This is a genomic window from Demequina sp. (genome assembly GCF_016278775.1).
GTDB lineage: Bacteria > Actinomycetota > Actinomycetes > Actinomycetales > Demequinaceae > Demequina.
Genome location: NZ_JADQBF010000038.1, coordinates 1 through 12933, shown reverse-complemented (window position 1 = coordinate 12933; position 12933 = coordinate 1). Strand labels below are relative to the sequence as shown.

Below are 12933 nucleotides of genomic sequence, written 5' to 3'. Positions count from 1 at the left end.
CTGACCGATGCGGGCGCGGCCGCCGTAGGCACCCGCGTCTCGGGGCGGTCGGGCGTCACGATCGCCCGTACCGGCGACTACGTCACCGCGTGTGTCAGCGGACACAGGACCCCGTGGCCCGCCTATGAGCGCTGTGCGACGGCGCGGGCCCACCCGTGAGCGGCGCACGCCATGACGAGGGCAGCGCCAGCCCCGTCATCGTGGCGCTCATCGCCGTCGTGGTGGTACTTGCCGCCGCCGCCTCGCACGTGGGTGCAGGGGTCATCGCTCATGCCCAGGCAGGCGGTGCGGCGGATCTCGCGGCGCTGGCCGCCGCCCAAACGGATCGCGACTGGCGGGCGCAAGGCGCCTCCCCAGCCGTGGCGCTCGAGCGGGCGTGCGAGGCGGCCAAGGACCTGGCGCACCGCAACGGGGCAACGCTTTCGCGGTGTGCGAGGGGCTCGGGAGGTTCGGTCATGGTGGTGGTGAGGGTGCGGATCCCCGGCTGGCCGGACCCCGCGTCTGCATCGTCACGAGCGGGCCCGGCGTGGGGCCAGCGCCCGCGCATGAAAAGACCCGACGGCGACTCAGGCTGAGGGATCTGAGCCGCCGCCGGGCGTCTATAAGGATACGCCGACCGGGCACCACCTGGAGCACCCAGGCGTCGACCAGGCCAGCGATCCGGTCCGATCGCGGCGCCATCGAGACACCGCGATCACCATGTGCTAGGGGCTGGGCGCCGGCGACTCTGGCGTGTCCTCGACCCACTCGGATCCCGTCCACGTCCAACCAGCTGGGGGGCTCGCGGGGTCGGCGTATCGGCACTCGGGATCGAACCACTTGAGGTGCGTGTCCAGCAGAATCCAGTCGTTGCTGATCTTGGGGCTGCCGTTGTTGAACCCGAGCGAGTCGACTTTCCACTTGGGCAGGCAACTGAGTTTCACGGTGGCGCCGTACTTGGATGCGGTCTTTCCCGTGCAGGTCGAACCACTCCAGGTGGCGTCACCCGCCATGTACTTGTACTCGCTGTAGGTCTTGGAGCCAGCGGCCACGAGGATGGCCTTCTGGTCCCAACCGCCCCAGTTGCCCGTGCCGCTCCAGTTGCCCAGAGTCGTCGCCCCGGTCGCAGCATCCGTCCACGTGATGGTCTTGTAGACGGCGCCGTTGCCAAAGAGGAAGTATCCGTCCTTCGGCGCGTAGGAGCCGGTGGAGCAGTTGTAGGTGTAGCCGGTGTAGGCGGGCTGGTTGGTGCACTCGTAGTAGGTGCCGTTCGCCGGGTCCTTGTACCAACCGGCCTTGATGATCCACTGCTCCTTGGTGCAGTCGTAGTACTTGTACGGCTTGTCGGGGTGGTCGGCCTTGCACTGTGCGTAAGGGTCCCCGCCCGTGGTCCCGCCCGTTGTTCCACCCGTCTTGCCGGACGTTCCGCCAGAGGCGGGTTGCGTCGTCTTGGCACCGGGTGGGTTCGGGTCGGTCTGCGCCGCAGCCCGCAACTTGTCGATGATCGAACTGAGATCGACCTGTGAGTCGTAGGTGCGGGTGGGGTTGTCCGCCCCAAACTTGGCGCGGTACAACTCGATCGGCGTGAGGCCGTCCTTGTTGTTGATGATGTTGCGGTCCCTGAACGCGGGATCGTCCTTCGCCGCGCTGTACGCCTGTGCGGCGCCAAGGCCGAGCGCCATCATCCCCACTGTGGTGGCGACGGAGACCACCGATTGCCGCGTGGCGCGTGCTCGTCGCGTGCGACCCAAGAGGTCGGCGATGGTGTCTTCGCTGGGCGCGTAAGTGCCGCCGCCCATTGTGGCGAGCTCCTGCATGTCCGCATTGATGTTCACGAGCGCGCCCCCTTTCTTGAATTCTCATGTACCTCGGCGTAGGCGACACCCTGTGACGGGTCGTCGTGGAAGTTCCCCAGCATTCCGCGCAGCTTCACAGCGGCGTCGGACAGGTAGCGGCGCACGGCGCCCTCGGTAATGCCCAGCTCTCGAGCGATCGCGACGGCGGTGAGATCGTCGTAGAACCTCAGTACCGTGCACGCCCGCTCACGTGGCGACAGTTGCCTTAGCGCCTCTTGAAGGTCGGTGCGGAACTCGACGGCTTCCGCACCGGACTTCTGCGTCTCATCGTTGCCCAGCAAGTGGAACACGCGGCGCCACGCCGAGTCCCTGCGCCCGGCATCCATGTGCGCGGAGAACATCGCGCGACGCACGTACGCCTCCGCCTCGCCGAGCGACACCGTGCCCTTGCCTCGAGAAAAGGTCTTGACGACGGCGTCGTGGAAGAGGTCTTCTGCGTCTCGACTGTTGCCGGTGAGCAGGAATCCGTACGTCACGAGTGAGCGGCCGCGCTCGCGCACCAGCCGCTCCAAGACGTCCGCCCACTTCGTCACGCAGTCTCCCTTTGTTGACGCTTCTACCTATTGATACGGGTGGTGGGGCGCAAAACCATGGGGTGACAAGGCATAGTGTGACATATTTCACACCGGCGCTCGGGGCAGCGTGGTTGCGGGAATCTGCCGATGTGAAGAAATGCGGCACGGCCGACGAGGGGGGCGTCGACCGTGCCGCGGCACGGTGAGGGAACGGGAACTCAACTCACCGTGACGGTCCCCAGGGACGTCCATACCTGCAGTTCTAGCCAGTCGTAGTCCTCTGGTGAAGGGGCGATGGCGCTTCTGGAGGGGCTGGCCAAGTCGCCGCCGCCACCCTCCGTGATGATGTCCTCTCGCGCCGCGGGGGCGTCGATGGCTGGCTCGGGAATTCCGCCGCCGTCGAAGGTCTCGTAGTAGATCTGACCGGAGTCCACGTAGATCGGCTGGACGTTGAGCACGGTGTAGGTGCCCGGCGTGACGTCGGCCTGGCCCGAACCCGTGGAGCAGCCATTCACGTCCCGCCACAGATACGTTCCGCCAAGGCCGTCTCCTGGGCTCAACATGCCGTTGCGCGCGATCTCCATTTCCATGTACTGCTCGTCGCGATTCACGGACACGGGGTAGCCCTCTGCGACAACCTTTCCGTCGCGTACCAGCATGAGCGCCGTATTGGGGTCGGAACCCCAGTAGCCGGGCAGCGTGTGGTCGGAGACGTTGGTGACCTCCAGCTCGACGGTGGGGTTGCCCTCCACCACCCAGCCGTAGGAGACGTCGATCCCGCTGGGGAGGTCTGCGCTCACGTCCAACAGGTCCCACGTGGCACTGGTGGCGGGGAAACTGGAACTCATCGTGGCGTCCCACACGCAACCGAAGTAGTTCTGCTCCCACGCGCGTTCGTCGGCCGCCTCCAACGAGTCGTTCGTCTTGACGACCCGCTGGGATCCGGCCTCCATCGCCCACGGCGTCATGGTGACGTGCGCGGCAAACTCCGCGCGCGCCGCGTCGGGCGTGAGCAGGTCGTCCGGCACCTCGACCGGCTCCACAGGTTGGGGCAGGTACTGGCCGAAGGGGTCGTCAGGGACGTCGCCCGCAATCACAAAGTCGACCGGAGCGGACACGACGCGGACGTAGTCGACGGCGTCCGACGCAAGCCCGCCGCCCGTGACGGTGCCATCGTCCACGGGGGTGTCGGGAGGAAGGGGTTCGCTCATCTCTGGCTCCACCATGGCCGACGTCTCGGCATCGGGCGCGGGCTCAGGTGCGACCGTCGGTTCACCGGGGGCCCCTGGCTCCACCGAGGGCTCAACCGGCGTTTCCGGGTCCACAGGTGGTGCTACGTCGACCGCGGTGTACAACTCCTGAACCGCGATCACCTGGTAGTTGCCGCCAGGCAGGGGTGCGCCCTCCCAGCAGTCCACCAGGTCAGCGGACACGGTCTGCTCGATGGGCTCTCCCGCCGTGAGCGATAGCACGGCGGCCTCCGCCACCTCGGACGTGCCGGAGGCGACCACCATGCCCTCCCACAGGATGAGTGCCTGCGGACCAAACGTCTCCACCGCACCGGACGACGCTGGCACCAGTGTGGCGTCGAGTGTGAGGGTCTCGCCGCCGACAGCCTCTTCCGGTGCGCCGCTCACTGTCAGCGAGTTGACCGGGTCAACCGCGACAAAGTCCTCAAGCGGGTAGGAGCCGCACAGGCCCCATGCCAGGCGAGTTCCTTCGTCTTGAGCGGCCATGGCGCCGTCGCTCTCGCCGCCTGCAATGGCAGGCTCAGGTGCGTCAGCCGCAAAGTCGTTCGCGCCGCCGCCAGGGTTGAGCGCGGCTACCGCGATGACGGCCGCGGCCCCCACGCCAGCGGCCGCGTTGGCGCCCGCTCGCATCCGACGGTGACGGTGGATGCGCCGCGACGCCACCTCGACAGAGACGACAGAGTCGTCCACTGGCGCCCTGTCTGCGAGGCCTCGCAAGTGATCGGAAAGCCTAGTCATGAGTGTGTCCTTTCGTGGGGGCAACGTCGACCTCCGTGGCGAGCGCGTGGTCCGCGTCGTCCAGGTTGCCGAGTCGAAGTTCAAGGGCGCGCATACCGTCGGAGAGGTAGCGCTTCACGGAGCCGGGCGCGAGGCCGAGTTGGCCCGCGATATCCGGCACGGTAAGATCGTCGAAGAAGCGGAGCACCACGCACGCACGCACGCGCGGAGGCAGGTCTGCCAGGGCCGTCGCGACGTCGGCGCTCAGATCGGAAAAGACGGTGGTGGACTCTTGCACCACTTGCGGGCGGAACAGATGCTGCACCCTTTGCCAGCGCTGTTGGCGGCGATAGTGGTCCACATACAACGTGGTGATGGCGCGGCGCACGTACGCCTCCGCCTTGACCTGCGTCAGTCCCTCTCGGGGACGCGAGAACGTCTTGACGAGCGCGTCCTGCACCAGGTCTTGGGCGAGCGTCGGGTCGCCACAGACGACGTACGCGTAGCCCAGTAGCGCCTTTTCGCGCTCGCGGACCAGGCGTTCCATCCCATCTAGCCAGTCGGCCATGTGCCCCTCCCTTGAGGTTGTTCACCATGTCGACGCCTGGGCGCCTGGAAACGTTGGGTGCGGGGCACAAGGTCCCGGTTGTGACCTAGACTCGCCGCGTACTGCAGTGCGCGCAATGGGGCGCGCGGATCGTCGAGGAGGACGAATGCACGTGGCCACTGTCCCCGGCCTCGAATTTGGTCAGTCGAGTGTTGTCATCGTGGTGGTCATCGGCGTCGTCGCCGCGGCCGCGCTGCTGTTGTCGTGGACGCTACGACAACAGGTGTTGAGCGCAGCCGACGGCACGTCCAAAATGAATCAGATCGCGACCTCGATCCAGGAGGGCGCGGCGGCGTTCCTCAACCGCCAGTTGCGCACCCTGATTGTGTTCGCGGCTGTGGTCTTTGGGCTGCTCTTCCTGCTCCCTGGGGACACGGGGGTGCGCATCGGCCGTTCCGTGTTCTTCTTGGTCGGCGCGTTCTGCTCCGCATCGATCGGCTACATGGGGATGTGGCTGGCCGTGCGCGCGAACGTGCGCGTGGCGTCGGCCGCGACCGAGACTGACGGCCGCGAGAAGGGCGCCCGCATCGCCTTCCGCACGGGCGGCGCCGTCGGCATGGGCGTCGTTGGCCAAGGGCTCGCTGGCGCGGCGGCCGTGGTGTTCATCTTCCGAGAGGACGCCCCTGCGGTGCTCGAGGGCTTCGGCTTTGGGGCGGCGCTACTGGCCATGTTCATGCGCGTGGGCGGGGGCATCTTCACCAAGGCGGCCGACGTGGGGGCCGACCTGGTGGGCAAGGTCGAGAACCACATTCCTGAAGACGACCCCCGCAACCCCGCGACCATTGCGGACAACGTGGGCGACAACGTCGGCGACTGTGCTGGCATGGCCGCCGACCTGTTCGAGTCCTATGCGGTGACGCTCGTGGCCGCGCTGATCCTTGGCAAGGTCGCCTTTGGTGAAGAGGGGCTCGTGTTCCCGCTGATCATCACCTCGGTGGGTGCCCTGACGGCCGCCCTTGGCGTGTTCATCACGAAGGTGCGCGACGGCGAGCCGGGCTTGCGGGCCATCAATAGGGGCTTCTACACATCGGCCGCTGTGGGCGCCGTGCTGTCAGCCATCGCCTCGTTCGTGTACCTGCCCAGCTCGTTCAGCGAGTTCCACGGCTCCTCCCTAGCCGACCTGGAAGCTGACCCCCGCATCGTGGCCACCGTGGCCGTGTTCGTCGGCATCGGTCTGGCTGGCGTGATCCTGTGGCTGACTGGCTACTTCACTGACACGGCCTCGAAGCCCACCAAGCGGGTCGCCGAGACGTCCAGGACCGGGGCCGCGACCGTGGTGCTGTCCGGCATCGGGTTAGGGCTCGAGTCCGCCGTCTACACGGCGACGGTGATTGCTGGCGCGATCGTGATCCTGTACTTCGTGGCGGCGGGGTCGCTGTCGCTTGCCTTGTTCTTGGTGGCGCTCGCCGGTTGTGGCCTGCTCACCACGGTGGGCGTGATCGTGGCCATGGACACGTTTGGGCCAGTAAGCGACAACGCTCAAGGCATCGCGGAGATGTCAGGCGAGGTCGACGAGGAGGCCTCCAAGATCCTCACGGATCTCGACGCGGTGGGCAACACCACCAAGGCGATCACCAAGGGCATTGCCATCGCGACGGCGGTGCTGGCGGCGACGGCGCTGTACGGCTCGTACTCCGACGCGGTCAACGAGGCGATCCTCTCCGCCGCGGCATCGAGTACGGACTTCACGTACGAGATCATCAACCCGCTGACGCTGGTGGGCGTGATCATCGGCGGCGCCACTGTCTTCCTGTTCGCCGGCCTGGCGATCGACGCGGTCACGCGCGCCGCTGGCGCCATTGTGTTCGAGGTGCGCAGGCAGTTCCGCGAGATGCCCGGCATCATGACGGGCGAGCAGCGGCCAGAGTACGGCCGCGTCGTGGACATCTGCACTCGCGACTCCCTGCGTGAACTCAGCACGCCTGGGCTGCTGGCCGCCATGGCGCCCGTGTTCGTCGGCTTTGGGCTTGGCGTTGGCGCGCTGGCCGGATTCCTTGCTGGCGCGATCGGTACCGGCGTGTTGATGGCCGTGTTCCTGTCCAACTCTGGAGGGGCGTGGGACAACGCCAAGAAGATCGTCGAGGACGGCCGGTACGGTGGGAAGAACTCCCCTGCGCACGAGGCGACCGTGATCGGCGACACCATCGGCGACCCCTTCAAGGACACCGCTGGCCCCGCCATCAACCCGCTCCTCAAGGTCATGAACCTCGTGGCGCTGCTCATCGCTCCCGCGGTGGTCGCGCTGAGTTACGGGGACGGGGCGAACCACTGGCTGCGCTGGACCATCGCGATACTCGCTGCCGGAATCGCCGTGTTCGCGGTGGCGGCGGCCTCGCGCCGGTCGCACGCGGGCGGCGTGGAGAAGGAGGCAGACGAGGCGGCTGCCGCCGAGGGACATGACGATCAGGAAGTCCAGGCGCGGCTCTAGGGCGCTCGGACATGGTGCCGACACCTTTGGCTGAGAGGATGCCCGCATGAGTCGCACGGTCTCGCCCCTCGCAGGGGTGGTCGGCGCGCTGGTGGTGGTCGAGGCGACGTCCGGCGTCATCCAGGGGTATTACACCCCGCTGCTCAGCGACGTGGCACGACACCTCGACATCAACGACGCGCAGGTCAACTGGTTCGAGGCGGCCCAGCTACTCCTGAGCGCCATCGTCGTGCCGCTGTTGGCCCGGTTGGGCGACATCGTGGGGCACCGCAAGGTGCTCATCGGCTCGCTTGCCGTGACTGCCGTGGCATCGTGGGCGATCGCCTTCGCGCCGTCGTTCTGGCTGTTCACCCTGGTGTGGGCCATCCAGGGGTTCTACGTGGTGTGGCTGCCCATGAATGTGGCCATCATCCACGCTCGCGCGCGCAAGCACCCCAACACGGCGGAACTGACCCGCAAGGGTGCTGGCATCATCGTGGTCGCGCTCGAGGCCGGCGCCATCGGCGGCGCGCTGCTCGCCGGCCAGTTCGGACTGCTGTTTTCTGACCGCCTGTGGATCAGCCTGTCGATCCCCGCGGTGTTCGTGACGATCGCGTTCTTTGTGGTGCTCTTCAAGGTGCCCGATCCCGGCACCAGGGGCGAGGGCGGCATCGATCTGGCTGGCACCGTGGTGTTGAGCTTGTCGCTGTTGGCCATCACCGGTGGGCTCGCGCTCGTGAGGCTCGACGGCGTGACCATGTGGGTGGTGGGCATGATCCTCGCGGGCGGAGCGCTCATGTGGCTCTTTGTGCGGGTGGAGTTGGGCAAGGACGAACCGGTCATCGACATGCGGCTCATTGCCCGGCCGACGGTGTGGCCAGTGGTGCTGACGTCGGCGCTCTTCGGGGTGTCGGTATTGGGCGCCCAAGGGCCGCTGTCCACGTTCGCCGCGACCGACCCTTCCGAGGTCGGCTACGGGCTCGGCCTCGACTCGGCAAACCGGTCCTACCTCATTGGCGCCTACGTCTTCTCCCTGCTGGTGGGCGCGGCCGTATTCGCGCGCGTCTCCCGTGTGCTCGCTCCCCGGCACGTCCTCATGGGGGCGTCCGCGATGGTCGCGACGGGCTACTTGCTGCTGGTGCCGTTCCACGGGTCCGTCGCCATCGTGGCTACCTGCATGGTGGTCGCTGGCTTCGGCTCAGGGGCCCTCGTGGCGGCGCTGCCCGCCATGGCGGCTGCGGCGGCGCCTCCTCATCAGACCGGCGTGGCGACCGGGCTCACCAATACGACCAAGACGCTGGGCGGCGCGTTCGCCTCCGCGATCTTTGCGTTGGCACTCGCGTCAGGTGTCGACACAGAGCAGACCACGGCGGCGTCGCTGACGGGCTACCAGACGGTATGGATCATCTGCGGAGTCACCGCAGTGGGCGCTGTGATCGCGCTGCTCACGGTGCCCAAGGTCGCGTTCACCAATGCCGACCCAGACGCGATGGGCCTTGCCCTCGAAGCGGTGGGTGCCGACGCCGTCGTCTCTGGGGCGGGGCCGAACGCGCGGCGCGCGCCACGCCCGCGTTACCCGGGGGATGACGGCGAGTCGTCGGAACCGCACGGCAACGAGCAGTCGGACCGCTGACACCGCCGCCGCCATGGGCAAGGATGGGTTGCTATGAAGCGTCGCAAGAAAGCAGTCCCTGACGAGACGGCCGATCGCGCCGCCCAACGGCTCGCGAGCCTCATCCAGATTCCAGCGATCGCGCCGCCTGGCGCCGAGCCGCTCGCGCCAGAGGTTGCCGCGTCCTTCGCGAGACTGCGTGCGCTCCTCATCGAGTACTACCCGCTCACCTTTGGCCGCGCTGAGGTCGATGAGGTGGGGCGCGCGGGTGTGATGCTGAGGCTCATCGGCCGGGGCGCAGAGCGACCCGTGGTGCTCATGGCGCACCAAGACGTGGTGCCAGTACCGGCCGACTGGGAGGCGGAAGGCTGGGAGCACCCGCCCTTCGACGGCGTCATCGCCGATCGCTACGTCCACGGGCGGGGCGCGCTCGATGACAAGGGTGCGCTGGTGGTGATGCTTGAGGCGATCGAGGCGCTGCTCGAGGAGGGCTGGGAGCCGCCGCGCGACGTCTACGTGCTGATGGGCGCCGACGAGGAGTCGTACGGAACTTGCGCCGTCGAGGCGACGGAGTTGCTTGAGTCGCGCGGAGTAGAGCCGTACCTGGTGCTCGACGAGGGAGGGGCGGTGGCCACGGGAGCCTTTCCCTCCGTGAAGCGGGAACTGGCCGTGGTGGGTGTCGCGGAGAAGGGCATCCTCACGCTGGAGATCTCGGCGGAAGGCGGCGGCGGCCATGCATCGACCCCTCCCAAGCGGTCGGCCGCAGGCTTAGTGGCGGCCGCCATCTGCGAAATCGAAGAGCACCCGTTCCCCGCGGCCGTCAACGACGTCACCGTGGAGATGTTCGAGTCAGTGGCCCCGCACGCATCGCTCCTCATGCGCGCGCTGTTGGGCCGTGCCGGATCGCTGCGGCCACTGTTGGCCCGCGTGCTACCGCGGCTTGGCCCGGAGATGGCGGCCATGGTGCGCACCACCACCGCGGTCACGATGATGGAGGGAAGCGCTGCGCACAACGTGCTTGCCACCCGCGCCCGGGCGGTGCTCAACGTGCGAGTCGCCGCGGGCTCGTCGGTGGACGACGCGGTGGCGCGCATCACCGACGTGATCGACGACGGTCGCGTCACCGTCACCGTATTGGAGCGCTCCGAGCCCTCTCCCGTGTCGCCCAGCCGCGACGACCCGAGGTGGCTCGCCATCCGCGACGCCGTCACCGCGTCGTATCCCGACGCCGTGACTGTCCCGTACGTGATGCTCGCCGCGTCAGACGCGCGCCACGTCAACCGCATCGCGCCAGCCGTGTACCGCTTTGCGCCGCTGCGGATGTCCTCGCAGCAGCGCGCGGCGGTACACGGTCCCAATGAGAAGGTCGAGGTCGAGTCGCTGGGTCGAGGCGTGGCCTTCTACCGCGCCTTGCTGACGGGGGCCGCTCTGGCCGAGTAGGGGCCCCCGCCACCAAGCGTCACGGCCCGAAGGTCAGCCAGTTGATGTTGACGAAGTCGGCCGGTTGGCCGGAGTCGAACGTCACGTAGACGTCGTGGACACCGGTGGTCCCGCTGATGTTGGCTGGCACGGATCGCCACGATTGCCAGCCGCCGGTGTTGGCGATCGCGAAGCTACCGATCGACGGTGCGGTGGGTGAGTCGAGCCTGATGTTGACCAGTCCGCTCACGCCGCCGGAGGCACCTGAGGCGACTCTTGCGAGCCAGGTCCTCTTGGGCGTGGTGCCAAAGTCGACGTCGGTGAACGCGATCCAGTCACCGTTGTCGGCCGCGGTGACGTTGTCGCCACCGTCGATGTCCGTCGTCGTCTGGACAGCGACGCCGGACGCCGAGGTGAACGACTCGGCCTGGATCGTCGAGGTGGCGAGGACCGGGTCGGTCGGGTCGACTGGGTCGACAGGGTCAACGGGGTCTACCGGGTCCGTCGGGTCTGGATCGGCTCCCGATGGGCCGAAGGTCAGCCAGTTGATGTTGACGAAGTCGGCCGGTTGGCCGGAGTCGAACGTCACGTAGACGTCGTGGACACCGGTGGTCCCGCTGATGTTGGCTGGCACGGATCGCCACGATTGCCAGCCGCCGGTGTTGGCGATCGCGAAGCTACCGATCGACGGTGCGGTGGGTGAGTCGAGCCTGATGTTGACCAGTCCGCTCACGCCGCCTGCGGCGCCTGAGGCGACCCGTGCCAGCCAGGTCCGCTTGGGCGTGGTGCCGAAGTCGACGTCGGTGAACGCGATCCAGTCGCCATTGTCGGCAGCGGTGACGTTGTCGCCACCGTCGGTGTCCGTCGTCGTCTGGACAGCGATGCCAGATGCCGAGGTGAACGACTCGGCTTGGATGGTCGAGGTGGCGAGGACCGGGTCGGTCGGGTCGACTGGGTCGACAGGGTCGACAGGGTCGACAGGGTCGACAGGGTCCACCGGGTCGACGGGGTCGACAGGGTCCACCGGATCGCCCGGGTCAACCACACCGTCGGCCGTTGCCGCGACGACAGACCGCGCCGGAACGGTGAACTGCACCCCGTCGGAGAACGTCACGTCCAGGGCCTCCTGGCCCATGTTCGCCGCCTGGTACGTGCGCACGCCGTCCTTGAAGAAGACCGCGTGCAACGGAGTGTCCGCCGTCACGGTCCGGTCCACGTTCCCGAGCCCCGCGAGGGAGGCGAGCCAGTAGAACGTGCGTGCGTGCGAGTCGCCCTCCTCGACGGGGTAGGAGCCCACCTGGGAGCGGAAGTCGGCAAGGGCGCCAGGGCCGTCGGCGAAGGCTTCGAAGGACCAGATGATGTCTTGCCACACGGTTGCCGGTCCGCCGTTGTTGCGCTCGAGCTCGGCGATGTTGCGCGTCACGTACTCGGGGTCGTAGCCCAGGTACAGGTGTCCTGGCGTGCTGGGCAAGAGGTTGATGCCCTGGATCATCTCCGGCTCTGCGCTGAACCAGGTGGTGTACGAGCCGCCGTCGCCCCACACCATTCCTACCGTGGAGTGACCGAAGGCTTCTGGGAACGCCTCGTCGTCGGTGTCGAACCAGTAGTTCTCGATCGCAGAAGCCTGCGTCGTGTAGAGGTAGATGCCCAAGTCGCGCATCTCGGTGTCGCCGGTCGCCTCGCCCCACTGGATGAGGCCGCTGGCGAAGTTCATGCCCTCAGAAGAGGACTCCTGGTTGTTGCCAGCGGCAAACGCCCCGTGCCCTGAGGCCCAGTCGTGGCCCGCGTAGATGTCGAAATCCCGCAGGAACGGGTACTGAGTGTCAGTGCGGTCCCAGTTGGCCGGGTCCTTGACGATGTGGGTGACCATCTCGCCGTAGCTGTCGGCCCACGCGGGGTCGTGCTGAGCGACGGTCGCGGCCGCGACCACAAAGTATCCGTAGTGGAAGTGGTGGTCGTTGAGCTCCGTGTCAGAGCCATACGAACCCGGGTAGCCGATCAGCGTTCCCCAGTCTTCGTTGTACCAGAACCCTCGGGTGGCGTCGCCTGGAGAGACGGTGAACCAGTCCGTGAGGCGGGTACGCATGGCGACCACCAGGCTGTCCCGCGCTTCGGTATCGCCCGTGAGCGCCGCGATGTTCGCGGCCTGCGCCGCGCGACCGAGCGCCTTGCCAGTCCAGTAGGTGTCATCGTTGAAGCCAGCGAAGGGGTCGCCGCTGGCGACCTGATCGACGTAGCCGGCCAGTTGTGCTGCGTCCGCAGAACCGGCGGGGAAGGCGGTGTTCGCGAGCTGCGGCAAGACCCCGTTGAACTGGGCCTCCGTGACAAACTGCGAAGCGCCAACGACGACGCTCATGGGGCCGCGGGGCGAGTGGTACCGGTAGGTGCCAGGCGTGGTTCCCGCGAGCTGGTCGCGCTGGTGGGGGTACAGCGCGAAGACGGTGCCGGTGCCGTCGCCCTGGAGCGCGGTGGTCTCGAACGCATAGGTCGAGGTCATGGTGGCCGACGCCTCGTCGTAGTCCCAGTCGACAGTGGTCCGGGTGACGTGATGGTGCGCATACGGCGCGAAGG

At 67.5% G+C, this 12933-nt stretch carries 9 protein-coding genes; 4 read left to right on the top strand and 5 right to left on the bottom strand.

From position 1 onward, the window contains the following. Positions 1 to 155: 155 nt before the first annotated feature. On the top strand, positions 156 to 575 hold the full coding sequence (locus QZZ33_RS05795; RefSeq protein ID WP_291378819.1) for an Rv3654c family TadE-like protein: 420 nt from the start codon (positions 156 to 158) through the stop codon (positions 573 to 575). Positions 576 to 704: 129 nt separating this feature from the next. On the opposite strand, the gene QZZ33_RS05790 is transcribed toward QZZ33_RS05795, so the two are convergent. The 4 genes from QZZ33_RS05790 to QZZ33_RS05775 all read right to left on the bottom strand — a co-directional run bounded on the left by QZZ33_RS05790 (position 705) and on the right by QZZ33_RS05775 (position 4885). Beyond that, entirely contained in the window at positions 705 to 1814 is a 1110-nt protein-coding gene (locus QZZ33_RS05790; protein ID WP_291378818.1) for a hypothetical protein, read from the bottom strand. Next, complete coding sequence (locus QZZ33_RS05785) at positions 1811 to 2368, bottom strand: sigma-70 family RNA polymerase sigma factor (RefSeq protein ID WP_291378817.1); 558 nt, start codon at positions 2366 to 2368, stop codon at positions 1811 to 1813. The genes QZZ33_RS05790 and QZZ33_RS05785 overlap by 4 nt, the downstream gene beginning before the upstream one ends. A 200-nt stretch (positions 2369 to 2568) precedes the next feature. Then, positions 2569 to 4338, bottom strand: a complete 1770-nt coding sequence (locus QZZ33_RS05780; RefSeq protein WP_291378816.1) for a hypothetical protein — start codon at positions 4336 to 4338, stop codon at positions 2569 to 2571. After that, positions 4331 to 4885 carry a sigma-70 family RNA polymerase sigma factor gene (locus QZZ33_RS05775; protein ID WP_291378814.1) on the bottom strand — a complete coding sequence of 185 codons (555 nt, stop codon included), beginning with the start codon at positions 4883 to 4885 and terminating at the stop codon, positions 4331 to 4333. Before QZZ33_RS05775 ends, QZZ33_RS05780 begins: the two co-directional genes overlap by 8 nt. A 145-nt stretch (positions 4886 to 5030) precedes the next feature. Here QZZ33_RS05775 and QZZ33_RS05770 point away from each other — a divergent pair, with 145 nt between their 5' ends. The 3 genes from QZZ33_RS05770 to QZZ33_RS05760 are packed head-to-tail and all read left to right on the top strand — an operon-like array spanning position 5031 to position 10383. Continuing rightward, entirely contained in the window at positions 5031 to 7352 is a 2322-nt protein-coding gene (locus QZZ33_RS05770; RefSeq protein ID WP_291378812.1) for a sodium-translocating pyrophosphatase, read from the top strand. A 46-nt stretch (positions 7353 to 7398) separates the two neighbouring features. Beyond that, a complete protein-coding gene (locus QZZ33_RS05765) occupies positions 7399 to 8964 on the top strand; it encodes an MFS transporter (protein ID WP_291378810.1) in 1566 nt (521 codons plus the stop codon). A 33-nt stretch (positions 8965 to 8997) separates the two neighbouring features. Beyond that, positions 8998 to 10383: a M20/M25/M40 family metallo-hydrolase gene (locus QZZ33_RS05760; protein WP_291378809.1), complete on the top strand. Its 1386-nt coding sequence runs from the start codon at positions 8998 to 9000 to the stop codon at positions 10381 to 10383. Between the two features lie 19 nt (positions 10384 to 10402). Here the strand turns inward: QZZ33_RS05760 and QZZ33_RS05755 are convergent. Next, a partial coding sequence (locus tag QZZ33_RS05755; RefSeq protein ID WP_291378808.1) for a carbohydrate-binding protein occupies positions 10403 to 12933 on the bottom strand: 2531 nt, incomplete at its 5' end.

What these genes read in the sequence shown, in the direction of transcription:
- QZZ33_RS05780 (WP_291378816.1), bottom strand. Translation starts at nt 4,338, where the DNA reads ATGACTAGGCTTTCCGATCACTTGCGAGGCCTCGCAGACAGGGCGCCA.
- QZZ33_RS05775 (WP_291378814.1), bottom strand. Translation starts at nt 4,885, where the DNA reads ATGGCCGACTGGCTAGATGGGATGGAACGCCTGGTCCGCGAGCGCGAA.
- QZZ33_RS05770 (WP_291378812.1), top strand. Translation starts at nt 5,031, where the DNA reads ATGCACGTGGCCACTGTCCCCGGCCTCGAATTTGGTCAGTCGAGTGTT.
- QZZ33_RS05765 (WP_291378810.1), top strand. Translation starts at nt 7,399, where the DNA reads ATGAGTCGCACGGTCTCGCCCCTCGCAGGGGTGGTCGGCGCGCTGGTG.
- QZZ33_RS05760 (WP_291378809.1), top strand. Translation starts at nt 8,998, where the DNA reads ATGAAGCGTCGCAAGAAAGCAGTCCCTGACGAGACGGCCGATCGCGCC.